Annotated in this window: 22 protein-coding genes; 12 read left to right on the top strand and 10 right to left on the bottom strand. The window is 72.0% G+C overall.

Annotated elements, in window-relative coordinates:
• Both AB0F56_RS16755 and AB0F56_RS16750 read left to right on the top strand, forming a co-directional pair.
• On the top strand, positions 1-195 hold a 195-nt coding region (locus AB0F56_RS16755; RefSeq protein ID WP_362009636.1), incomplete at its 5' end, for a hypothetical protein.
• Between the two features lie 101 nt (positions 196-296).
• On the top strand, positions 297-956 hold the full coding sequence (locus tag AB0F56_RS16750; protein ID WP_362009633.1) for an MSMEG_1061 family FMN-dependent PPOX-type flavoprotein: 660 nt from the start codon (positions 297-299) through the stop codon (positions 954-956).
• Between the two features lie 63 nt (positions 957-1,019).
• On the opposite strand, the gene AB0F56_RS16745 is transcribed toward AB0F56_RS16750, so the two are convergent.
• The 3 genes from AB0F56_RS16745 to AB0F56_RS16735 all read right to left on the bottom strand — a co-directional run bounded on the left by AB0F56_RS16745 (position 1,020) and on the right by AB0F56_RS16735 (position 7,120).
• Complete coding sequence (locus AB0F56_RS16745; RefSeq protein WP_362009631.1) at positions 1,020-5,207, bottom strand: bifunctional nitrate reductase/sulfite reductase flavoprotein subunit alpha; 4,188 nt, start codon at positions 5,205-5,207, stop codon at positions 1,020-1,022.
• Positions 5,208-5,499: 292 nt separating this feature from the next.
• On the bottom strand, positions 5,500-6,090 hold the full coding sequence (locus AB0F56_RS16740) for an exonuclease (RefSeq protein WP_362009628.1): 591 nt from the start codon (positions 6,088-6,090) through the stop codon (positions 5,500-5,502).
• Positions 6,091-6,298: 208 nt separating this feature from the next.
• Positions 6,299-7,120 (bottom strand): methyltransferase domain-containing protein, encoded by an 822-nt coding sequence (locus AB0F56_RS16735; RefSeq protein ID WP_362009625.1) that lies wholly within the window; start codon positions 7,118-7,120, stop codon positions 6,299-6,301.
• Between the two features lie 153 nt (positions 7,121-7,273).
• On the opposite strand from AB0F56_RS16735, the gene AB0F56_RS16730 reads away from it, so the two are divergent.
• Complete coding sequence (locus AB0F56_RS16730) at positions 7,274-8,587, top strand: MFS transporter (protein ID WP_362009623.1); 1,314 nt, start codon at positions 7,274-7,276, stop codon at positions 8,585-8,587.
• Between the two features lie 22 nt (positions 8,588-8,609).
• Here AB0F56_RS16730 and AB0F56_RS16725 read toward each other — a convergent pair whose 3' ends face one another.
• Entirely contained in the window at positions 8,610-9,074 is a 465-nt protein-coding gene (locus AB0F56_RS16725) for a hypothetical protein (protein WP_362009621.1), read from the bottom strand.
• A 175-nt stretch (positions 9,075-9,249) separates the two neighbouring features.
• Between AB0F56_RS16725 and AB0F56_RS16720 the strand changes: the two genes are divergently transcribed.
• From AB0F56_RS16720 to AB0F56_RS16710, 3 genes are all read left to right on the top strand, one after another.
• Complete coding sequence (locus AB0F56_RS16720) at positions 9,250-9,726, top strand: hypothetical protein (protein WP_362009618.1); 477 nt, start codon at positions 9,250-9,252, stop codon at positions 9,724-9,726.
• Between the two features lie 277 nt (positions 9,727-10,003).
• Complete coding sequence (locus tag AB0F56_RS16715) at positions 10,004-12,280, top strand: alpha-N-acetylglucosaminidase (RefSeq protein ID WP_362009615.1); 2,277 nt, start codon at positions 10,004-10,006, stop codon at positions 12,278-12,280.
• Between the two features lie 127 nt (positions 12,281-12,407).
• The gene (locus AB0F56_RS16710) at positions 12,408-12,830 is read left to right on the top strand and encodes a Rieske (2Fe-2S) protein (protein WP_362009612.1); all 423 of its coding nucleotides are present in this window, start codon (positions 12,408-12,410) and stop codon (positions 12,828-12,830) included.
• Between the two features lie 73 nt (positions 12,831-12,903).
• Here AB0F56_RS16710 and AB0F56_RS16705 read toward each other — a convergent pair whose 3' ends face one another.
• Positions 12,904-13,563 (bottom strand): cysteine hydrolase, encoded by a 660-nt coding sequence (locus AB0F56_RS16705; RefSeq protein WP_362009609.1) that lies wholly within the window; start codon positions 13,561-13,563, stop codon positions 12,904-12,906.
• Between the two features lie 150 nt (positions 13,564-13,713).
• On the opposite strand from AB0F56_RS16705, the gene AB0F56_RS16700 reads away from it, so the two are divergent.
• The gene (locus AB0F56_RS16700) at positions 13,714-14,181 is read left to right on the top strand and encodes a pyridoxamine 5'-phosphate oxidase family protein (protein ID WP_362009606.1); all 468 of its coding nucleotides are present in this window, start codon (positions 13,714-13,716) and stop codon (positions 14,179-14,181) included.
• Between the two features lie 39 nt (positions 14,182-14,220).
• Here the strand turns inward: AB0F56_RS16700 and AB0F56_RS16695 are convergent, their stop codons facing one another.
• The gene (locus AB0F56_RS16695; RefSeq protein WP_362009604.1) at positions 14,221-15,126 is read right to left on the bottom strand and encodes a LysR substrate-binding domain-containing protein; all 906 of its coding nucleotides are present in this window, start codon (positions 15,124-15,126) and stop codon (positions 14,221-14,223) included.
• A gap of 74 nt (positions 15,127-15,200) precedes the next feature.
• On the opposite strand from AB0F56_RS16695, the gene AB0F56_RS16690 reads away from it, so the two are divergent.
• Complete coding sequence (locus AB0F56_RS16690; protein ID WP_362009601.1) at positions 15,201-16,268, top strand: DMT family transporter; 1,068 nt, start codon at positions 15,201-15,203, stop codon at positions 16,266-16,268.
• A gap of 17 nt (positions 16,269-16,285) precedes the next feature.
• Here the strand turns inward: AB0F56_RS16690 and AB0F56_RS16685 are convergent, their stop codons facing one another.
• On the bottom strand, positions 16,286-17,617 hold the full coding sequence (locus tag AB0F56_RS16685) for an aminotransferase class I/II-fold pyridoxal phosphate-dependent enzyme (protein ID WP_362009599.1): 1,332 nt from the start codon (positions 17,615-17,617) through the stop codon (positions 16,286-16,288).
• Between the two features lie 35 nt (positions 17,618-17,652).
• On the opposite strand from AB0F56_RS16685, the gene AB0F56_RS16680 reads away from it, so the two are divergent.
• Both AB0F56_RS16680 and AB0F56_RS16675 read left to right on the top strand, forming a co-directional pair.
• Complete coding sequence (locus AB0F56_RS16680) at positions 17,653-18,348, top strand: pyridoxamine 5'-phosphate oxidase family protein (protein ID WP_362009596.1); 696 nt, start codon at positions 17,653-17,655, stop codon at positions 18,346-18,348.
• Positions 18,349-18,361: 13 nt separating this feature from the next.
• Positions 18,362-19,012 carry an FMN-binding negative transcriptional regulator gene (locus tag AB0F56_RS16675; protein WP_362009593.1) on the top strand — a complete coding sequence of 217 codons (651 nt, stop codon included), beginning with the start codon at positions 18,362-18,364 and terminating at the stop codon, positions 19,010-19,012.
• Positions 19,013-19,070: 58 nt separating this feature from the next.
• Here AB0F56_RS16675 and AB0F56_RS16670 read toward each other — a convergent pair whose 3' ends face one another.
• The 3 genes from AB0F56_RS16670 to AB0F56_RS16660 all read right to left on the bottom strand — a co-directional run bounded on the left by AB0F56_RS16670 (position 19,071) and on the right by AB0F56_RS16660 (position 21,822).
• Positions 19,071-20,018: a DMT family transporter gene (locus AB0F56_RS16670; RefSeq protein WP_362010286.1), complete on the bottom strand. Its 948-nt coding sequence runs from the start codon at positions 20,016-20,018 to the stop codon at positions 19,071-19,073.
• Between the two features lie 200 nt (positions 20,019-20,218).
• Positions 20,219-21,208, bottom strand: a complete 990-nt coding sequence (locus AB0F56_RS16665; RefSeq protein WP_362009590.1) for an EamA family transporter — start codon at positions 21,206-21,208, stop codon at positions 20,219-20,221.
• 41 nt (positions 21,209-21,249) lie between these two features.
• A complete protein-coding gene (locus AB0F56_RS16660; RefSeq protein WP_362009587.1) occupies positions 21,250-21,822 on the bottom strand; it encodes a Clp protease N-terminal domain-containing protein in 573 nt (190 codons plus the stop codon).
• A 197-nt stretch (positions 21,823-22,019) separates the two neighbouring features.
• Here AB0F56_RS16660 and AB0F56_RS16655 point away from each other — a divergent pair, with 197 nt between their 5' ends.
• Complete coding sequence (locus AB0F56_RS16655; RefSeq protein ID WP_362009586.1) at positions 22,020-22,229, top strand: hypothetical protein; 210 nt, start codon at positions 22,020-22,022, stop codon at positions 22,227-22,229.
• Positions 22,230-22,297: 68 nt separating this feature from the next.
• Positions 22,298-22,726 (top strand): SRPBCC family protein, encoded by a 429-nt coding sequence (locus tag AB0F56_RS16650; protein ID WP_362009583.1) that lies wholly within the window; start codon positions 22,298-22,300, stop codon positions 22,724-22,726.
• Positions 22,727-22,746 lie beyond the last annotated feature (20 nt).

Raw genomic sequence — 22,746 nt, 5'->3', positions numbered from 1 at the left:
AAGCCGATGTGGACCGTCCCCGACCGGGTCTGGAACGCGCTCCCGACCCGGTTCGCGGACAACACCCTGCTCAAGTCACCTGAATCAGCCACGGTTTGGCGGGTGGTCGACGGCAGGAAGGCCCAGATCACCGATCCGGCCGCCACCGTATGGGTCGTCCCCCAGCGCATTCTGGACGCCATTCCAGAAGGCTGACCCTCACAGGCGGCATGGCGGGGCCAGGGAGGGTGTTCCTTCCCTGGCCCCGCTTCGTTGTCGACGACGGGCCATCGCAGGTCGGCCCGTAGGGTCGGGGCATGACGACTTCTCTCGCCGGCAGTGCCTTCGACTCGCTCCGCCTTGACGCCGTGTCCGATCAGGACACCTTGCGCCGGGTCTACGAACGTCCCAAGGACGCGGCCATGCGCAAGCAGATGACCGAACTCACGGAGCAGACGAGGCAGTTGATCGGCTGCTCGTCGTTGGTCCTGGTCGCCAGCACGGACGCCGAGGGAAACTGTGACGTGTCCCCGCGCGGCGGCCCCGCCGGGTTCGTCGCCGTCCTGGACGCACGGACGGTGGCGATACCGGACGCGACAGGCAACAAGCGTCTGGACACCCTGCGGAACGTCGTCGCCACCGGGCGGGCCGGGCTGCTGTTCGTCATCCCGGGGCGCACCACGACGCTCAGGGTGAACGGCCGGGCCTGCGTCTCCACCCGCCCGGAGCTGCTGTCGCAGCTGACCGCCGTGGGCAAGCCTCCGGTCAGTGCGCTGGTGCTGGGGGTCGAGGAGGTCTACCCGCACTGTCCCAAGTCGCTCCTGCGCGGCGCGGCCTGGAAGCCGGAGCAGTGGCTGCCCGCGGACGCCCAGCCGACGTCGGCCGAGGTGACGCTGGCCCAGCTGCGGATGCCGGAGCTGACGATCGCCGACATCGAGCAGGCGGAGGCGGATTCGCTGGAGTACCGGTACGAGTAACGGGCTGGTGCCGGCGCTCAGTAGACGTCGGTACCCGTACGCGTAACGGTTCGGCACCGGCCGTCAGTAGACGTCGCGGACGTAGCGATGGTCCGAGGCCAGGCGGCGGACGTAGGCGGCGGCCTCGTCCTCGGTCAGGCCGCCGTGCGTGGCGGCGATGTCCCTGAGGGCTCGGTCGACGTCCTTGGCCATGCGGGAGGCGTCGCCGCAGACATAGAAGTGGGCGCCGTCCTGGAGCCATTGCCACAGGCGGGGGCCGTGTTCGCGCATGCGGTCCTGGACGTAGACCTTGTTGCGCTGGTCCCGGGAGAAAGCGAGGTCGAGGCGGTCGAGGTGGCCGGACGCCCGGTACGCCTCCAGCTCCTCGCGGTAGTAGGAGTCCGTGGCCTGGCGCTGTTCGCCGAAGAAGAGCCAGTTGGGGCCGGTGTGGCCGCGGGCCTGGCGGTCTTCGAGGAACCCGACGAAGGGGGCGACGCCGGTTCCGGGTCCGACCATGATCATGGGGGTGGCGGGGTCGGCGGGCGGCCGGAAGTGCGCCGAACGCTGGACGAAGACCTGGACCGGGCCGTCGTCGGCGTGGTCGGCGAGGTAGGTGGAGCAGACGCCCTTGCGGTCGTGGCCGAGGCTGTTGGTGTAGCGGAGGACGGAGACGGTGAGGCGGACCTCGCCGGGGTGGGCGAGCGGGCTGGAGGATATCGAGTACAGGCGCGGCTGGAGGCGCTTGAGGACGCCCGCCCATTCCGGTGCCGAGGCACGGACGGGGAACGCGGCGATGACGTCGGCGGCCTGTCGTCCCCAACTCCACTGCGCGAGGGCGTCCTTGTTGTCGGTCCGTAGCAGGCGCTTCAGGTCGTGGTTGCCGGTGCGTTCCGTCACGAACCTCAGCAGGTCGGTGGTGATGCGGGCGATGTCCAGGCGGGTGCGCAGGGCTTCTTCGAAGGGGAGGGGTATGTCATCCCCGAGGTCGACGGGTTCGTCGGGGTCGAGGCCGGTGAGGGCGAGCCACTCGGCGACGAGCGGGGCGCCGTTCGCGGGCCAGACGCCGAGGGCGTCGCCCGCTTCGTAGGCGAGTTCGCCGCCACGGGTGTCGAAGGCGAACTGCCGGACCTCCTTCTCGGAACCGGGCAGGCTCAGCAGCCTGTTGCCGACGAGGAGCGTGGCGAAGGGGGATGTCTTGGTGTAGCCCGGCGATGACGGTGCCGGTGACGGCTCCGGTGCCGGTTTCGCAGGGGAGACGACCGGAGCGGTCGTGGCCAGGGCGGTGACGACCTGGCCGAGCCACTGTTCGGCGGGCTCCTCGAAGTCGGGCTCGCAGTCGGTACGGGGGACGAGCCGAGTGGCGCCGAGGGCGTCGAAGCGTTCGTCGAGGCGGCGGCCGTGGCCGCAGAAGTCGGCGTAGGCGGAGTCGCCGAAGGCGAGGACCGCGTAGCGGACCCCCTCCAACCGTGCCGCGTCCGGAGCGGAGAGCGCCTGCCAGAAAGCGGCGCCGTTGTCCGGGGCGTCGCCGTCGCCGAACGTGCTGGTGACGAGGAGGACGTCCGTGTCCGGTGTGAGGCGTGCCGGGGAGGCGTCGGCCATCGGCAGCACTTCGGCGGCACGGCCGGACTCGGCGAGCCGGGAGGCGGCGGCCACGGCGAACTCCTCGGCGCTGCCGGTCTGCGAGGCCCACAGGATGACCAGGCGGCGGGTCGGCCCGGCCGAGGCGCCGGACTGCGCCGGTATCGGAGCCGGTACGGCAGTAAGAGACGCGGCCGTACGGGAGAAGATGCCGGCGAGCAGACCGTCGGCCCACAGGGCGTTGTCTGCGGTGAGCGGCGCCCCCGGCGGCAGGACGGGCACTCCTCCGTCGGGCGGGGCGACGGCGAGGCCGGAGAGGAATCCGGACAGATACCGGCGCTCCGGCTCGGCCAGGGCCGCGGGGGCGAGGTCGCTGACGCCGAAGAGAGTGGCGAGCGCGTCGAGGCGCGAATCCACCGGGGGCGCCACGGGAGGCGTCGCCGCCGGGAGGGCGGTTACGGACGCTTCTTGCTGGGACTGGACACTGGGGCGCGTCGCCGTGACGGGGGCGGCCGTCTTGGCGAGGGTGACGGCGCAGACCTTGAGTTCGGGTTGGAAGGAGATCGGGTCGACGGCGTCGTTGGTGACGGCGTTGATGCTGAGGTATTCGCCGAACAGGTCATTCCAGTGGAAGGGCGCGAAGCAGGTACCCGGCCGGACCCGGTCGGTGAGCACGGCGGGCAGGACGGCCCGCCCGCGGCGGGAGGCGACCTCCAGGTGGTCGCCCTCGACGACACCCAGCCTGTCGGCGTCTTCGGGATGGACCTCCACGAACGGCCCGGGGTGGAGCCTGTTGAGCTTGGCCACCTTGCCGGTCTTGGTCATGGTGTGCCACTGGTGCTGCAGGCGACCGGTGTTGAGGACGAACGGATAGTCGTCGTCGGGGAGTTCCGCCGAGGGCAGGTGGGGGCGGCCGAAGAACTGGGCGCGTCCGCTGGCGGTCGGGAAGGCCAGCCGGGGGCGGGTGCCGTCCTCGCGTTCCAGGAGGGTCTGGCTGACGCCGTCGTTGAGGTAGCGGATCGGGTTGCGGTCCGGGCCGTCGGCGGCGGGCGCCGGCCACTGGACGGGGGTTGTGCGCAGCCGTTCGTACGTCACACCGCGCAGGTCCCAGCCGGTCTTGGGGTTCCACGCCTGCTTGAGCTCCTCGAAGACCTCCTCCGAGGAGGAGTACGTGAACGCTTCGGCGAAGCCCATCTCGCACGCCACCCGGGCGATCAACTGCCAGTCGGGCAGCGCCTGCCCGGGCGGGTCGACGACACCGGGCACGAGGGTGAGGTTCCGCTCGGAGTTGATCATGACGCCGTCGGACTCCGCCCACAGCGTCGCGGGCAGCACGACGTCGGCGTAGGCGTTGGTCTCGGTCTCGGCGAAGACGTCCTGGGTGATGACGAGTTCGGCGGCCTCCAGGCCGGCGATGACGGTCTTGCGGTTGCCGACGGAGGCGACGGGGTTGGTGCAGATGATCCAGCACGCCTTGATGTCACCGGAGGCCATCTGCTCGAACATCTCGACCGTTCCGCGCCCGACCTCGGTCCGCAGGGAGCCCTCGGGGATGTTCCACAGCTTCTCGACGAAGGCGCGCTCCGCCTCGACGAGGACCGAGCGCTGGCCAGGCAGTCCGGGCCCCATGTAGCCCATCTCACGCCCGCCCATCGCGTTGGGCTGGCCGGTCAGCGAGAACGGGCCCGATCCCGGGCGGCAGATGGCGCCGGTGGCGAGGTGCATGTTGACCAGGGCGTTGGTGTTCCAGGTGCCGTGGGTGGACTGGTTCAGGCCCATGGTCCAGCAGCTCATCCACTCGCCGGCCTCGCCGATCCAGGCGGCGGCCTGCCGGATGTCGGCCTCCGGGATTCCGGTGATCTCCGCGACCTTCTCCGGCGGATAGTCCGCGAGGAACGCCGGCATCTCCTGCCAGCCCTCGGTGAACTCGGCGATGAACTCCTCGTCGGTGTGGCCGTTGGCGACAAGGAGGTGCAGCAGGCCGTTCAGCAGCGCGAGGTCGGTGCCCGGCTTGATCTGCAGGAAGAGGTCGGCCTTGTCGGCGGTGGCGTTGCGGCGCGGGTCGACGACGATCAGCTTGGCCCCGGCCGACTTGATCCGGTCCATCATGCGCAGGAAGAGGATGGGGTGGCAGTCGGCCATGTTGGCACCGATGACGAAGAACGCGTCCGCGTGGTCGAAGTCCTGATAGGAGCCGGGCGGGCCGTCCGCGCCCAGCGACAGCTTGTAGCCGGTGCCCGCCGACGCCATGCACAGCCGGGAGTTCGACTCGATCTGGTGGGTACGGACGAACCCCTTGGCCAGCTTGTTCGCCAGGTACTGCGCCTCAAGCGACATCTGGCCGCTGACGTAGAAGGACAGCGCGTCGGGCCCGTGCTCGTCCAGGATCGCCCGCAGCCGGCCGGCGACCGCGGCGATCGCCTCGTCCACGCCGGTCGCGACGGGCTCGCCACCCCGCTCGCCCCGCATCAGACCCGTGGAGAGCCGTCCGGCCGCGGCCATCATGTCCGCACTCGCGGCCCCCTTCGTGCACAGGCAGCCGAAGTTGGCGGGGTGCGCCTTGTCTCCGGACGTCTTCGCGACTCGACGGCGGCCGTCGGCAGGGTCCCGCGTGAGGTCGAGCACGATTCCGCAGCCGACCCCGCAGTACGAGCAGACCGTGCGGACTCTGCCGCCCTTCGAGCCAGATGCCACCGAAACTCCCACCCGCCGCGCGCGTACCGTCCCGAGCCGGGATGGACCCGTCGACGACGGACATCCCACGATCAGCACCGTAGGAAGATCGAATTTCCGGCCGGTCACACACCCGGAACGCCCCGGGTTACACCCCGCGCACACCCTGCGACCGGGCCGTGTGAGACACAAGATCCGCTCGCCGAGCCAGCCTAGGCCATCGTCAACTGCCCGATCTCCTCCTACTCGGTCACCAAGTGAACCGGAGGCCTCAGCCCGCTCCCCCGGGACGGCGGGCTCACGTCTCCCTGGCTCAGTCGTCGGCGCCCCACCGCATCAGGTTCTGGAACAGCTCGGCCTGCTCGATCGCGTCGTCCAGGGCGTTGTGGGTATGGGCCCGCGAGGACAGCAGATGGGCGGGCATCGACCGCTTCGTCGCCCGATTGACCTGCACGGCGGCCTTGGCGGCGTACAGCGTCTTGATGTCCATGCAGCGGGAGTGCCCGAACGGCGAGCCGGCGTCCGCGAACCGCATGAAGTACCAGTACATCCACATCCAGTCGTACCCCAGCGGATACGCGACGAAGACCGGAACGGCCCCCGACTCCTCGGCCACCCCGCCGAGCCAGGCTGCCGCGGCATTCATCCCCTCGGCAGGCTCCCGCCCTTCCCGCGCCAACCGCCCCCGATCGAGCCCACTGACCGCGAGTGCCTCCGGGTCGTAGCCGTCACTGATCGGCTTGAGCTCAGCGTAGAAGGTCCGCTCGGCAGGATCACAAGCCGTGAACCCGTCGCCGTCATGCACCCCCGCGACGGCAAGCCCGAAACTCGACATGGAAAACGGCCCGGGCACGGGCCCGTCGGCCTCCACGTCGGCCGACACATAGAACTCGGCTTTCGCCATAACTTCCCCCTCCTCAGAACCACCTGCAGGCTTCTGTCAGGAACCTCCGCTCTCAAGGCCATTCGAACTGGCCTTTGAAGAGTCGATCATCGTCATCCATGCGAACGCGCGTTGTCCAGTCGGAAAGTCGACGGGCGAGGGCGGGCGACGTGCGACGGGCGACGTGCGACGGGCGAGTCACAGCAATGGTCAAGGTCATCCGCATCGGTCAGCGCTTGACCGGCTTCCTCCCCCACGCAGTGAGCATCCCGGCCGAAAGTGCCGCGCATTCCTCCGAGTCCAGGTAGCGGATCGCCGTGTCGACGAACGCGTCGTCCACGAGGCCGGTGGCGCGCATCGCGGCTCGGCTGCGCTCCCAAGTGTCCGCCCAGAAGCGGCTGATGGGGCTGCCGGGCTCCAGTGGTGGCACGTGGATCTCTGCAGCGACGGGTTCGAGCCCGGCTCTGCGCAGGAGGTGCGGGTACGACGGTACCCAGGAGACGTCGGTGCCGATGGTCTCGCGCAGCCCCCGCCACATCGCGCGCATCACCTCGCTGTACGGCGTGGGAGGCGTCCGGTCGCTCGTCAGGTCGATCGCGTCGCTGAGGACCAACACACCGCCTGGCGCGACGAGTTCGGCGAGGCGGCCGATGAGGCGCTCGTGTTCGGGGAGGTGCATCAGGACGAAGCGCGCGTGGACGAGCCGGAACCGGCCGGGGGCGAAGTCCGGGGCGGTGACGTCGGCTTCCCGTACCTCGAGTCCCGGTACCGGCCGCTCGCGGAGGAACCGTACGTCACGGTCCACCGCGAGGACGCTCTCCACCCCCGCCTCTTCCAGCAGCCGGCGGGAGACCGTGCCCGTCCCGGCGCCGACGTCGAGGCAGTGCCACCCGGGACCCGCCCCCAGGGTGCGGAGCCGGGCCATGGTGATGTCGTCGTACGCGAGGGCACCGAAGTCGATGCGCTCACCCTCGCCCGCCTGTTCGGGGCGGAACACCGCCTCGCCGTAGCGGCCGCTTTCCTGCGCGTCCGGGTCGTCACGCTCATCCATGGCCGGATCTCTTCACACTGTGGCGTGATGCCGGACTAGGCGCGCCGCGCCTGAGCCGATCGGCCCAAGGCGCGCCGCCCCGAGGCCGGGGAACCAGAGGGAGTCGGCTGGATCTCGGGCGTACGGAGTGGCCGACCCGGGCAGGTCGTGATCATGACAGACACCCCCTCCGTCGGCCTCGAACCCGCCCCCGGTCGCCCCACCGCCGTCCCGCCCCAGCGCCCGCTCCGTCAGTTGCTGGCGGCCTCCGTCGGCAACGCGGTCGAGTGGTACGACTGGTACGCGTACACCTTCCTCGCGGCCTACATCGCCAACCAGGTCTTCCCCAAGGGCTCCGGCAACTCCCTCGTCCCGCTCCTGTCGACCTTCGCCGTCTTCGCCGTCGGCTTCTTCATGCGGCCCGTCGGCGGGCTCCTCATGGGTGCCGTGGCGGACCGGCGCGGCCGGCGGACCGCGCTCACCGTCACCATCCTCCTCATGGGCGGCAGCAGCCTGCTGGTCGGCCTCACCCCGACGTACGCGGCCGCCGGCGTCCTCGCGCCCGTCGTGCTCGTCGTCGCCCGGCTGCTCCAAGGGCTTTCGGTGGGAGGGGAGTTCGCCGCCTCGACCACCTTCCTCGTCGAATCCGCCGGACCCCGGCGGCGCGGACTCTTCTCGTCCTTCCAGTACGTCTCCACCTCCGCCGGACAGCTCGCCGCCTCCGGGACGGCCGCCCTGCTCGTCGCCGTGCTCGGGGACGACGGGATGAACGGCTGGGGCTGGCGGATCCCCTTCCTCCTCGGAGCCGTCCTGAGCCTCGCCGGCTTCTGGATCCGCCGCGGCGCCGAGGAGACCCACGACGTCGGGCGGCAGGACGCGCCCCGACCGCGCCTCTTCGAGGCGCTGCGGCGCCATCCCCGCGCCTCGCTGCTGATCTGCGGCATCACGGCCGGCGGAACCCTCGCGTACTACACATGGACCTCCTACCTCCCGACGTACGCTGAGCTCAACACCGGTATCGACAAGGCGGACGCACTGCTCGCCGGGACCCTGTCGCTGGCGTTCTTCGCCCTTCTCCAGCCGGTCGGCGGGCTGCTCTCGGACCGGTTCGGGCGCAGGCCGCTCCTGCTCTTCTTCGGCCTCGGTTTCGCCCTGCTCGGCGTGCCGCTGCTGCGCGCCCTCGACGGTTCGTTCGGCTCGCTCCTGCTGGTGCAGTGCGCGGGCATGGTGCTGCTGACCGGCTTCACCTCGATCTCGGCGGCCGTGAACGCCGAGATGTTCCCCGCCCGCGTCCGCGCGGCCGGGATCGGCTTCCCGTACTCGCTCACGGTCGCGGTCTTCGGCGGAACGGCGCCGTACGTCGGCACGCTCTTCAAAGAGCTGGACCGGCCGGGTCTCTTCCCCTGGTACGTCGCGGTCCTCTGCCTGGTCTCCTCGGCGGTGTACTTCCGGCTGCCGGAGGCCGCCCACAAGGAGCTGGACCGCTGAGGCGGTGCCCCGAGCGAGGAGATCAGGCGACGGGCCGTGGGCGGGCCCGGTTCGCGGGGAGCCACATCGGGACGATCGCGGCCGCCGCCAGCAGGTCGGGCAGGGCGTTGCACGCGGCCCACCAGGCCGGCTCCACGCCGTCCATGCCGAAGTCACCGACCCGGAACAGCACAAGCCCCGCGCCGATGACGGTCAGGACGATCCGGGCCCAGCCACGTCCGGCCCGCATCCACACCGCGACGGCCACCCAGGTGCCCAGGAGCAGGGCCAGGACACCGGCCGAGACGGCCAGCCGTGTGACCGCCTCCCCGCGCCCCGCGTACTCGGTCAACTCGTCGAGCCCCGTGGGCGCGACGACGAAGGCGCCGAGGAACCAGACGGCCACTTCCGCCGCCACGGCGGCCAGCGTGACCGCCCAGGCCACCTGGAACCCTCCCGGGCGCTCCGGGCCCATGCGCATGTTCGTGCTCGTGATGTCGCTCGTCATCCCGGCCTCCCTCGGGCTCCCCCTACGAGGGGCGAATCGCGGCTCCACGGTTCCCTCGCCACCGACTCCGCCTCCGTGGTGATTCCGTGGTCAGCACGGAGGCGGCCCGTACCCCCGCCGGGCGAGGCTGTGACCACAACGAACGGGCCGCCGGCCCACCACGACGGGAGTAGCCATGACCAGCAAGGCCATCACCACGACGGGCAACACGACCAGCACGGCGTACGAGGGCTTCACGGCCGAGGAGCGGGCCGCGATGAAGGACCACGCGCAGGAGCTGCGCGCGGCGGCGCGGCGCGGTTCGCGCGCCGACAAGGCGGCGGAGGCGGAACGCGACGTGCTCGCGAAGATCGCCGACATGCAGGACTCGGACCGGACGATGGCCGAGCGCCTCCACGCCGTCATCACCGCCGCCGCCCCCGCCCTCGCGCCGAAGCTCTGGTACGGCATGCCCGCCTACGCGCTCGACGGCAAGGTCCTCTGCTTCTTCCAGAGCGCGGAGAAGTTCAAGGCGCGTTACGCGACGCTCGGCTTCAGCGACCTGGCGCGACTGGACGCGGGCCCCATGTGGCCCGCGGGCTTCGCCCTGACGGAGGTGACGCCCGAGGTGGAGGCGCGCGTCGGCGAGCTGGTGAAGCAGGCCGTGCGCTGAATGCGCGTCCGTGCGCCGAGTACGCGTCCGTGTGGCTCGATACGCGTCCGTGCACACGGTACGTATCCGTGCGCTCGGTACACGGGCGTGCGCCCGGTACGCGGCCTTCCGTCGCGTACCTGACATGCGCTATGCACGTCACCGGGCGCCACGTGCGCCCGGTGCTGCACCCGCACGGATGAGCGCCGCCGGAAACCGGCTCCGCCTGCGGCACGGGGCCGGTCGTTCGTCGGACAGTGAGCTGATCATGCGTCAACCACTCCGAGGAGAGAGCTGGATGGGCAGTCACCTGGTCCTTCGAGTCCGTAGGACGCTCACCGTCGTGGCGCTGGCCGCGACGACCGCGCTGGCGCTCCCCGCCACCCCGACCACCGCAGCCGACCCCCGGGCGGCCACGGTCGCCCGGACGCCCACGGCCACCGCCGACCGGAAGGCCCCCGCCTTCGACACCGCCCCCGCCCGCGCCGCACTTGAGCGTCTGCTGGCCACCCGGGCCGCGCAGTTCACGCTCGTCCCGATCGCCCGGGCCGCCGGCTCCGAGGAGGACTCCTTCGCCGTCTCCGGCCGGGCCGGGGCCATCGTCGTACGGGGCACGTCACCGGCCACGCTGCTCACCGGCGCCGGGTGGTACCTGGAGCACGTCGCCGGGGTCGACATCGGCTGGCCCGGAGACAGCCTCGGCCGCCTGCCCGCCACGCTCCCGGCGGTCGACGGCGAGATCACGCGCACGGCGAGCGTGCCCCACCGCTACGCCCTGAACGACACCGACGAGGGCTACTCCGGCGCGTACCGGGACTTCACCTCGTACCAACGCGACATCGACCTGATGGCGCTGCACGGCGTGAACGAGGTCTTCGTCCCGACCGGCGCCGAGTACACGTACTACGAGACCTTCCGGCAATTCGGCTACAGCGAGGCCGAGTTGCGTGCGTGGATTCCCGGTCCGGCCCACCAGGGCTGGTGGCTGCTGCAGAACCTGTCCGGCTTCGCGGGCCCCGTCTCCCACCAACTCGTCGACGCCCGCGCGGAACTGGGCCGAAAGATCGCCGACCGGCTGCGCGCGCTCGGCATGACCCCCGTCCTGCCGGGCTTCTTCGGCACGGTGCCGCCCGGCTTCGCCGACCGCAACCCCGGCGCGGTCACCGTGCCGCAGGGCAACTGGGTGGGGTTCGAGCGCCCCGACTGGCTGGACCCGACGGGACCCGTCTTCGACCGGGTGGCCGCCACCTTCTACCGCGTGCAGCGGGAGAGGTTCGGCGCCACGGACATGTTCAAGATGGACCTGCTGCACGAGGGCGGCAGCTCCGGTCCCGTCGACGTCCCGAGCGCGGCCGGCGCGGTCCAACAGGCCCTGGAGACCGCCCATCCCGGCGCCACCTGGGTCATGCTCGGCTGGCAGGACAACCCGTCGGCGGCCCTCCTCGACGGAGTGGACCGCAGCCGACTCCTCGTCGTCGACGGCCTCTCCGACCGGTACGACGACCTGGACCGGGAGACCCATTGGGGCGGTACGCCCTACGCCTTCGGCACGATCCCCAACTTCGGCGGCCACAGCGGTCTGGGCGCCAACACCGGTGCGTGGCTGAGCCGTTTCCACGCGTGGCTGGCGAAGCCCGACAGCGCGCTGCGCGGCATCGCGTACCTGCCGGAGGCCACCGGCGGCAGCCCCGCGGCCTTCGACCTGTTCACCGAACTCGCCTGGCAGCGCGAGCCGATCGACCAGGCGTCCTGGTTCGCCACGTACGCCGCCCGCCGCTACGGCGGTGAGGACCCGCACGCGACCGCCGCCTGGGAGCAGTTGCGCCTCGGCCCGTACAGCATGCCCTCCGGCAGCTGGAGCGAGCCGCAGGACAGCCTTTTCACCGCCCGCCCGAGCCTGACGGCGGTCCGCGCCGCGCGGTGGAGCCCGTCCACGATGCGCTACGACCCGGCGAGCGTGGAGCTCGCGCTCGCGGAGCTGCTCCAGGTGGCCCCGGCACTGCGGACCACGGACGCGTACCGCTACGACCTGGTCGACGTGGCCCGCCAGGCGCTCACCAACCGCAGCCGGGTCCTCCTCCCCCGGATCAAGTCGGCGTACGAGGCCAAGGACCTGGCCGGCTTCCGGGCCCTGGTGGGCGAGTGGAACGCCGACATCGAGCTGCTCGGTCGGCTGGTCGGCTCCGACCGGCGCTTCCTGCTCGGGCCGTGGCTCACCGACGCCCGGTCCTGGGGCGCGGACGCCGCCGAGCGCGACCGGCTCGAATACGACGCCCGCTCGATCCTGACGACCTGGGGCGACCGCGTGCCGAGCGAGGGCGGCCTGCGCGACTACGCCAACCGCGAGTGGTCAGGGCTCCTCCAGGACCTGTACGGGCCGCGCTGGCGCACGTACTTCGCGGATCTCGACCGCGCTCTCGTCAGCGGTACGGCTCCGGCCGCGATCGACTGGTTCGCGGTGGACGACACCTGGGCGCGCGGCCACGCGACGTACCCGACGCGTCCGGCCGGCGACCCGGTGGCCCTCGCGGGCGAAGTCCTGGCGGCGCTGCGCGCCGACTCGTCGAAGGGTTGAACGTTTCGGTACCCCGGCGCGTACTCACTCCGCAAGGAGATCGAATCTGGTCCCGTCCCAACGGGTCCCAACGAAACCGGTCCCGTCGAAACCGATGGGGAACCGATCGGAACGCAAGGGGAGTGCGATGAGTGGTGTGGCACGTCGGACGGTCGTCGCGGCGGCGAGTGGCGCGGGCCTGGCGGCGGCGCTGACCGCCTGCGGAGGCGGCGGCACGAACGACAAGGGCAGCGGCGGCGGGGCGGACGCGCCGCAGGAGGCCGGAGCCGCGCTCGCGAAGACGGCGGACATCCCGGTGGGCGGCGGCAAGGTCCTTGACGGTCAGGGCGTGGTGATCACCCAGCCGAAGGCGGGCGAGTTCAAGGCCTTCTCCTCCAAGTGCACCCACCAGGGCTGCGCGGTCAGCGGTGTCGCCGACGGGGTGATCACCTGCCCCTGCCACCAGAGCAAGTTCGACGCGTCGGACGGCAGCGTGAAGGGCGGCCCCGCCACCGCGCCGCTGCCGCCGACCCCGATCAAGGTGGAGGGGGACTCGATCACGCTCGCGTGACGCACCTCGGACTCTTCACGTGCGCGTGACACACCTCGGACGCTTGACGTGCGCGTGACGCACGTCGGGTGCTTCACGCGCGCGTGACGCGCCGCGGGCTCTTCCAGCAGCTCAGCACGTCTTCCGTCGTGGTGACGGTGGAGACGAGCGCGAGCGTGTGACGGATCATCGCGGGGGTGTAGTCGGCCGGCACCCCCGCGATGGCGTCCCCGGGCACGACCACGGTGTATCCGAGGTTGACCGCGTCGAAGACGGCGTTGGGGATCGCCACGTTGGCCGAGACGCCGGTGACGACGAGCGTGCGGCAGCCGAGGTTGCGCAGCAGCGGGTCCACATCGGTCCCGGCGAGGGGCGAGAGCCCGTGCAACCTCCGTACGATCAGGTCCTGTTCGGAGACCTCGATGGGCTCGGCGATGCGAACCGCCGTACTCCCACTGTGCTGTTGGACGGGCAGCCGGGCCGCGGCCCGGAAGAGCCGGGCGTTGGTATTGGCTCCGCGCCCGTCGGGCCGCCGTTCGGCGACCGCGTGCAGCACCTGGACGTCGGCCTCGTGCGCGGCCGCGACCAGCCGGGCGACGTTGGCCAGCGCGCCCGACGAGCGGACGGCGGTGGCCAGTTCGGGCAGGGCGCTGTCCCGGCCGACGACTCCCTGCTGGCACTCGACGGTGAGCAGCACCGTTCCGGCCGGTTCGAGCTGCTCCTGGAGCTGCGCCCACTGTTTCCCACTGGCCATGATCGTCTCCCCTGTCCCCGCACCGCGTCTGGCGTACTCCGGGCGGGGGAGGCTAGCCACCCTTGCCCCAGGAGGGAAGAGCGCCCATGATTTCTGACATTCCATCAGAATCCATGGGACTCCATCGGAATGACAGAGAAGGGGCGGACGATGACCGTCGCACAGCGCCGTGGACGCCGGATCATGATGACCCCGGAAGAGCTGGACAGCTTCCTCACCGAACAGCGCACCTGCCGGGTCGCGACCGTCTCCGCGGACGGCCGCCCCCATGTCGGCGCCCTCTGGTTCGTCTGGGACGGCACCTCGCTCTGGCTCTACTCGATCACCAGGAGCCGCCGTTGGGCGGAGCTGCGCGCGAATCCGCGGATCGCGGTGGTCGTCGACGACGGTGTGGAGTACGGAGAGCTGCGGGGCGCCGAGCTGTCGGGCACGGCCGTCTTCGTCGGCGAGGCCCCGCGCACCGGCGAACCGTGCCCCGAACTCGACGTGCCGGAGCGGCTGTTCGCCGCCAAGAACTTCGGCCTGGACGTGATGCCGCACGACGGCCGGCACGCCTGGCTGAAGCTGACCCCGGACGCCGTCGCGTCCTGGGACTTCCGCAAGCTGGCCTCCCTCTGAAGGGCCGGGCGAGACGTACGCACGTCTCCGCCCCGCACCTCAGAGGCTCAGCGGCCCCCCGACGCCCTGCAGCGCCTCGACCGCCGCCCGGATGGACGGCCGCCGGTCGGCGTCGCCGCGCCAGGTCGCGTAGATGTGCCGCTTCACCTTCTGCCGTACCGGCACGAACGCGATCCCCTCCGGTGTCGGTCCGCGACCGAGGCGCGGGGTGACGCACACCCCGAGCCCGGCGGCGATCAGCGCGAGCTGGGTGTGGTGCTCCCCCGCGAGATGGGCGATGCGCGGCTCCATGCCCTGCGAGCGCAGGGTGAACATGAGCCAGTCGTGGCAGAACTCGCCCTCTGGCCAGGAGACCCAGTCGTCGTCGCCGAAGTCGATCAGGTCCACCTCGTCCCGCCCGGCCAGCGGATGCCCGGCGGGGACGGCGACGTCCGCGGCGTCGTCCAGGAGGTGGACGCGTTCGAGCCCGCCCGGCACCGGGGCGCGCTTGTTGCTCCAGTCCAGGACGATCGCGAGGTCGGCGTCGCCCCGCAGGACCTCACGAATACCCTGCTCCGGCTCCAGCTCGGTGGTCTTGACGCGGAGATCGGGGTGGGCGGTGCGCAGCGCGGCGAGGGCGCCCGGCAGCAGCCCGCGCGCCGCCGTGGGGAAGGCCGCGATCCGCACCTCGCCGACCACCTGTCCGCGCTGCGCCTCGATGTCCGCCTGCGCGAGCTCCACCTGCGACAGGATGCGCGCCGCGTGCTCGGCGAGCAGCAGCCCGGCGTCGGTGAGCCGGACACCCCGGCCGTTCTTGGCGAGCAACTGCTGGCCGATCTCCCGCTCCAGCTTGGACAGCTGCTGCGACACGGCCGAGGTGGTGACGTGCAGGCCGTCGGCCGCACCGCTGACCGATCCGTGCCGTGCGACGGCGTCCAGGGTCCGCAAGCGCTCCAGGTTCAACATGTAAGCAATACTAAGGGGAGCGCTTCACTTAATCTCGCTTGTTCTACGAGGTTGAAGCATCCACCCTTAGGGGCATGAGCTCCGCGACCTCTCCGCCCGCCGACCCCGCCTCCGCCACCTCCCTCACCTCCCCCGCCTCCGCCGAAGCCGCTCCCGAAGCCTCCCCCTCCCGCCGTTCACGCCTTCTCGACTGGCGGGTCCGCTTCGGCGTACTGGCCCTGATCTGGGGCTTCAGCTTCGTCTTCATCAAGGTCGGCACGGAGGGGTTCGCGCCGTTCCAGGTGACCTTCGGCCGCCTGTTGTTCGGTACGGCGGTGCTGGCCGTCGCGATGCTGATCAAGCGCGAGCGGCTGCCGCGCGGCCGCCGCACCTGGCTCCACCTGACGGTGGCCGCGTTCCTGCTCAACGCACTGCCGTTCTCGCTCTTCTCGTACGCCGAGCTGACCATCCCCTCGACGCTCGCGGGCATCTGCAACGCCACGACACCCCTGTGGGGCATGGTCCTCTCGCTGGTCGCGCTCTCCGAGGACCGCCCGACGCGGGTGCGCGCGGCGGGGCTCGGCATCGGCTTCATCGGGGTCCTGACGGTGCTCGGCGCCTGGCAGGGCTTCTCCGGACTGGACGTCACGGGTACGGCGATGGCCCTGCTCGCCTCGTTCAGCTACGCGGTCGGCTGGATCTATGTCCGCCGTACGCTGGCCGGCACGGGCGCGTCGAACCTCTCGCTCGCCGGCTCCCAGGTGGGGCTCGCGACACTCCAACTGGCGGTGGTGACACCGCTGTTCACGTCGCTCCCGTCGACGGTCGAGGTCGTTCCGCTGCTCGCCGTGATCGCCCTGGGCGCGCTCGGCACGGGGTACGCGATGCTCCTGCAGTACGGGGTCGTGGCCGAGGTCGGCCCGACGACGGCGTCGATGGTCACGTACTTCATCCCGGTGATCGCCACGGCGGCCGGCGTGGCCCTCCTGGACGAGCAGCTCGCGTGGAACACCCCGGTCGGCGCGGCGATCGTCCTCGCGGGCGCGGCCCTGACCCAGCGCCGAGCCCCGTCCAGACACCCGAAGACCACACCGATCGCCCAGGGGACCTCTTCCGCCCCCGCAGCACCGACCCCGGACCGCCACCCGGCAGCCCGCACCTAAGCACCCCGCCCCAAGCCTCAGCCGTAGCTCCTGGCCGGCGCCGGTCCCGACGCGTTCGCGACCGCGTCGGCCAGGGGCTCGATGTCCTCCTGCCGCAGGCCGGAGACGGTGACCCGGACGGCCGGTCCGGTGCCGAGGCGGAAGCGGGCGCCGGGAGCCACCGCCCACCCCGCGCCGAGGAGCCGGGTCACCGCGCCCGTCTCGTCGGCGACGGGGACCCACACGTTCATGCCGCTCCGCCCGTACGCCTCGACCCCGCGCCGCTCCAGGGCCCGTACGAGCCGGTCGCGCCGCGCCGCGTACGCCCTCGCGACGGCCGCCGGGTCCACCGCGCCCGTGGCCCACAGGTGGGCGACCGCGCGCTGGAGGATCCTGCTGACCCAGCCGGGGCCGAGCCGCTGGCGCCCGAGGACCCGGTCGACGGTCTCGGCGTCGCCGGTCAGGCAGGCGACCCGCAGGTCGGGCCCATAGGCCTTGGCCACGGACCGTACGAAGGCCCAGTGGCGGGTCACCCCCGCGAGCGGCGACAGCGGCAGGTCGACGATGCCGTGCCCGTGGTCGTCCTCGATGAGCAGCACGTCGGGGTGGTCGGCGAGTACGCGGCGCAGGGCCTCGGCGCGCTCGGCGCCCACGGCCGCCCCGGTCGGGTTCTGCGCCCGGTCGGTGACGATCACCGCGCGCGCCCCGTCGCGCAGCGCCCCCGCCACGGCCGCCGGCAGCGGGCCGTCGTCGTCGACCGGGATCGGGACCGGCCGCAGCCCGAGGGCCGGTACGAGGTCGAGGAGGCTCCCCCACCCGGGGTCCTCGACGGCGACGGCGTCGCCGGGCCTGAGGTGGACCGCGAGGACCCTTTCGATCGCGTCCAGCGCCCCCGAGGTGACGGCGATCGGCCCGTCGGGGACCCCGTCCGCGTCGAACGCGGCGCGCGCGAGCCGCGCGAACCCCTCGTCCACGGGGGCCTCCCCGTACAGCCCGGGCCGCTCCGCCTCCCGCCGCGCGGCCTCGGCGAACGCCGCGCCGAGCGGGGGCAGCAGCTCCGGGTCGGGGTTGCCCTGACTGACGTCCCGTACGCCAGGCGGCGCCTCCACCCGGATCGACCCGCGGGCCGTCGTCGCGGGTTTGGCCCGCACCCGGCTGCCCCGCCGCCCGTCCGTCTCGATGACCCCGCGCTCGCGCAGCGTCCGGTACGCGGCGGCGACCGTGTTCGGGTTCACGCCGAGCGCGCCCGCCAACTCCCGCATGGGCGGAAGAAGTTGACCGGGCTCCAGCGCACCCGTACCGACCCCGCGCTCGACGCTGGCGGCAATCTCCGATGCGCGACGACCTTCGATCCGATACTCTCCTAGCACAAACGACATTATGCACTAGTGCAATGGAGATCGCAATGACGACGGCCACGCCAACAGACGCCGCAGACGCCGTAGACGCCTACAAGCCGACCGAGCGGACCGTCCCGACCCGCTCCCGCGACCGCGCCTCGTACGACCGCGCGCTGGTGCACTCGATCCTCGACGAGGCGTACGTCTGCCACCTCGGCTTCGTCCGCGACGGCGCGCCCGTCGTCCTGCCGACGCTCTACGGCCGGATCGGCGACCGCCTCTACGTCCACGGCTCCACCGGCTCGCGCCCCCTGCGCATGGCGGGCTCGGGCGAGGAGGCCCCCGGGCTGCCGGTCTGTCTGACGGTGACGCACGTCGACGGCCTGGTCCTGGCCAAGTCGGCGTTCCACCACTCCATGAACTACCGCTCCGTCGTGGTCCACGGCACGGCCCACCAGGTCACCGACCCCGAGGAGCTGCGCACCGCCCTCGACGCCCTGGTCGACCACGTCGTCCCCGGCCGCGCCGCCGACTCCCGCCGGGCCAACGCCAAGGAGCTGGCCGCGACGGCCGTCCTGCGCCTGGACCTCGACGAGGTCTCCGCCAAGCTCCGCACGGGCGGCCCGAACGACGACCCGGAGGACGCGACGCTCCCCCACTGGTCCGGCGTGGTCCCGGTACGCAAGACCTACGGCACCCCGATCCCGGCGGACGACCTGGACCCGTCGATCACCCTTCCCGCCTACCTGGCCACCCCCTGAGGACCGACCCGCCATGCTGATCCACCCCTGGGACGCCGCCCACGACTCCGACGAGTGGCGCACGTGGCTGTCCCGGCACGACTTCGGCCAGCTCGCCGTCAACGGACCGCCCGGCGAGCCGCCGTGGGTGCAGCCGCTGCACTTCCGGTACGACTCCGAGCCCGGCCCCTACGGGCAGGTGCTCACCCATCTCGCCCGCCCCAACCCCCTGTGGCGGGCGCTGGAGGAGAACCCCACGGTCCTGCTGAGCGTGGTCGACGACTACGCCTACGTCCCGGGCCCGTGGGCGGCCCCCGAGGGAGCCCCGCCCGAACACGGCACGCCGACCTCCTTCTACGCCGCCGTCCAACTGCGCTGCACGGCCCACGTGGTCGACGACCCGGCGGAGAAGGCGGAGCTCCTCAACCGCCAGGTCGCCCACTTCCAGCCGGAGGGCGGCACCGCCCCGGTCGCACCAAGCGAGGCCCCTTTCGGCCGCCTGCTGGCGGGCCTGCGGGGCGTACGCCTCGACGTGACGGACGTCCGCGCCAAGTTCAAGTACGCCAATCACAAGCCGGAACCGGTGCAGGACGCGATCGTGGTGGGCCTGACGACGCGCGCCGCCAGAGGCGACGCGGAGGCGGCGACCCACCAGCTCCGCCGCCGCCCCGCGAGCTCGAACTAGGGCACCTTCGTATCGATCCGGCCGGAGCGGCGGCCCGCCGGCGCCCCCCGCACTCGGACTAGGCCGGAGCGGCGGCCCGCCGCCGCACCGCGGCCGACCGCGCCTCGGCGAGCGCGAGCCCCGTCACCGCCGCGAGCAGCACCAGCGTGCCCACAGCCGTGGCGGCGGCCAGCTCCTCGCCCAGTACCGCGACGGCGATCACCGCCGCGCTCACCGGCTCCAGAAGCATGATCACCGACACCGTGGCGGCCCTGACCACGGCCGCCCCGGCGAAGTACAGCGCGTACGCGAGCGCCGTCGGCACCGCCGCGACATAGATCACCAGCACGAGCACCTCCACCGGCTGACCCGTCCGCGGCAGCAGGCCCCCGGGGGACTCCAGGAGAGCCATCGGCAGCAGCCCCACCGCGCCGATCGCGAAGGCCCACGTGGTCGTCGACAGAGCGTCCGAGCCGCCCCCGTCCCGCCCGAGCCACCGGGTGAGCAGCGTGATCGCCGCGTACCCGGCGGCCGAGAGCACGGCGAGCCCCACCCCCACGGGCCTGACCTCGCCGCCCTCACCGCCGAGGACGAGCACACCGAGCCCCAGGAGAGCACCGGTCACGGCCAGCGCTCCCCCGCGGCCGAGCCGTTCACCCATGCCGAGCCGGGCGCCGACGGCGATCAGGACGGGGCCGGCGCCGAGCGTGACGACGGTGCCGACCGCAAGCCCGGTGGCCTCGACGGCGGCGAAATAGGCGCTCTGGAAGACGGTGAGACCGACCCCCGTACCGAGGATCCGGATCAGCCGCCTCCGGCGCGGCTCGGCCACCGCGCCCGCACTCCGGCGCGGCCGCAGGGCAAGCGCCCCGAGCAGCAGGACGAGTCCACCGGCGCACCGCCAGAAGGAGAGGGCCAGCGGCCCCATGTCGCTGACCCGAAAGATCAGAGAAGCCGCGGCGCCCGCGGTGCCCCAGGCGATTCCGGCGACGATCAGATAGAGCAGACTCCGCCCGACGGCAGGCATGGCCGTCACGGACGAGGACAGCGAAGAGTTCGACACGTGCTTCTTCTCCGTACGAAAACAGGGGATGTGGTCGCTCGACTCCGCACGCGGGCAGCGACGAACCGCTCGGGGACTGCCCGAGCCCGGTCTTCGTCAGAGAGAACGCCGCCCGCGCCTAGGCGGCAGGAGGCGGAAGCACGGCCGAATGCATGATCCTCACCCTAGGCTCCGGTCCGCCCGGCGGACAACTCGGATTCGTCGTGCGCGGTCTGTACGGAACCGGCCACAGGCTCGACGGACGCCGCCTTCGGGGTCGACGACTGGGCGATGAACGCGCCGACGAGGACCACCGCGCCGCCGATGATCTGCGGCGCCCCCAGGTGTTCGCCGAGCAGCACCCAGGCCAGGACCGTCGCGATGACGGCCTCCAGGCAGGCGACGACACCGGCGACCTGGGGTGAGAGGCGGCGGACCGAGACGACGCCGGTGACGTACGCGAGGACGGTGGCGATCAGCACGATCCAGCCGAGGAGCAGCCAGGCGGCCACACCCGTACCGTTCATGTCCGCGTCGCCGCCGAGCAGGGACCAGTCCATCCCCCACGGCCGGGCGATCACGGTGAGGACGAGCGCGCCGATGAGGAGTCCGTACGCGATGACGCCCAGCGGGTCCACCGGGTCGGACTCGTCGCCGCCGTGGTCGGAGAGGACGAAGTAGCCGACCTGGCAGCACGCGGCGCCGAGCGCCAGAAGAAGTCCGAGCAGGTCGAAGGTGAGTCCGGACCAGACCTGGACGACGCAGGCGAGGCCGCCGACGGCGAGGACGACGCCGAGCGCGGCGGCGCGCGTGACCGGCCGGCGCTGGACGAAGCGGACCCAGCCGAGGACGAGCGCGGGCGCGAGGTACTCGATGAGCAGCGCGACGCCGACCGGGATCCGGGAGATCGAGGCGAAGTAGAAGGCCTGGACACCGGCCACGGCGAGGAGACCGAATCCGGCGAGCAGGGCCGGCTTGCGCCGCAGGAGGTCGCGGTGGCGCCAGGCCACGGGCAGCATGACGAGCGCGGCGCCGGCGACCCGGAGCCACACCACATGGAGCGGGTCGAGCCCCGCTTCGATGAGCGGCTTCGCCGCCACACCCGAACCGCCGAATGCGAAGGCCGAGGCCAGGGCAAGTCCCAGGCCGGCGCTTCTCCCCTGAGACGCGTGCATCGGGCCATCATGACAGGACGGCGTCAGGAGCGTCACCCCCGTCACACCTGTTGAGACAGCTCCCCGATCCGGTCGGCGAGAGCGCGCGGATCGACCCCGGCCCGGCCGAGCACCTCGACGGCCCTGCTCTCCGGGTCCGCGGCGATGACGGCCAGCAGATCGAGGCCCCGCGCCCGCTGGTCGCCGCGCAGCGCGGCCCGCTCCCAGGCGCCGCCCATCGCGGCGGCCGCCGTGGGCGACCAGCCGGCCGCGGCCGCTGCTGCCGCCGTGTCCCGTACGACCTCCAGGGCGCCGGAGTCCTCTACGGAGCCGCGCCACCGAAGCCCGTAGCCGATCGAGCGCTGGACGAGATAGCCGAGCACCCGCGCGAGCTGCGGCGGGCCGCCCTCGAAGGCCGCGCCCACCTCGGGGTCGGACTCGATCAGGGAGTGCAGCAGATGGGCGGTGTCGATCTGCCGGTCGCCGTCCCGCAGGGCCCGGCGGCGCGCGCTGGCCACGACCGTCGCGAGTTCGGCGGTGAGGCGGCCGAGCTGGATCTCCGGGCGGCGGGACGCGAGGAGATCGGGGCGGTGGGACGCGGGCTGCTGCGGTACGCGAGGGACAGGACTATGCACGCTCCCACCTCATCAGCCGACGGCCGCCGGAGCATCCCCGGCGAGAAGCATGTGCGCATCCCACCACAGTTGGGCACAGGCGACCGGATCCTCCTCCTTACGGAGGAGATTGCGCCCGATCACGCCCGAGGGGCGCGCGCCGCCTTGCCCTGCGCCCCGAATGCAACCACGAGGCCCTCCCGTTTCGTCTCCTCAATATGTTCTGGATGGTCGCCCTGCTCGCGCTCGACGGGCGGCAGTACGTCTACCGCGTGTACGCGCCGCGGGACGCGCTGCCGGCCGATCTCTTCTGGGCCGCGTTCCACTGCCACGACGAGAGCGGCGGTCCGCGCGCCTCCGACTGGTTCGACGCGGCGCAGATCTGGTGGATCGGCGACGTCGAAGAACTGACGGTTCATCAGTATTGAATGTTCACGGCCGCCCGGCTACGTTCCGCGACACCAGAGTCGGACGGAACCCGCGAAGGGGTGGTCGTATGGCCGAAGTCAGCGCCGAGACACGGATCGATGCGCCGGCCGAGAAGGTCTGGGCGCAGCTGACGGACTTCTCCTCGTACGGCGAGTGGAACGCCACCCACACCAACTTCCCCAGCGGCGGCCCGGCCTCCCTGGAGACGGGTGCCACCTTCGCGGAGAACATGAAGCTGATGGGCTTCCCCGCCGAGGTGACCTGGACGGTGGAGGAGCTGGAGACCGCGCGCGTCCTGGCCATCCGCGGCAAGGGCCCGATGGGCGTCATCGTGGCGACCCGCTACTCCCTGGCCGCCGACGGCGACGCCACGACGGTACGGATCGACGGCGAGTTCACGGGCGCCGCCGTGTCCCTGATGGCGGGCAAGCTGAAGGACTCGGCGACGGCGGCCCTGAACGAGTCGCTGCGCAAACTGACCGGCCTGGTGGCCTGAGCCCCACACGCACACGGAGG

It is taken from the genome of Streptomyces sp. NPDC026092 (assembly GCF_040638605.1).
In the GTDB taxonomy this organism is placed as follows: Bacteria; Actinomycetota; Actinomycetes; order Streptomycetales; family Streptomycetaceae; genus Streptomyces.
This window is presented reverse-complemented; position numbering and strand designations above follow the sequence as displayed.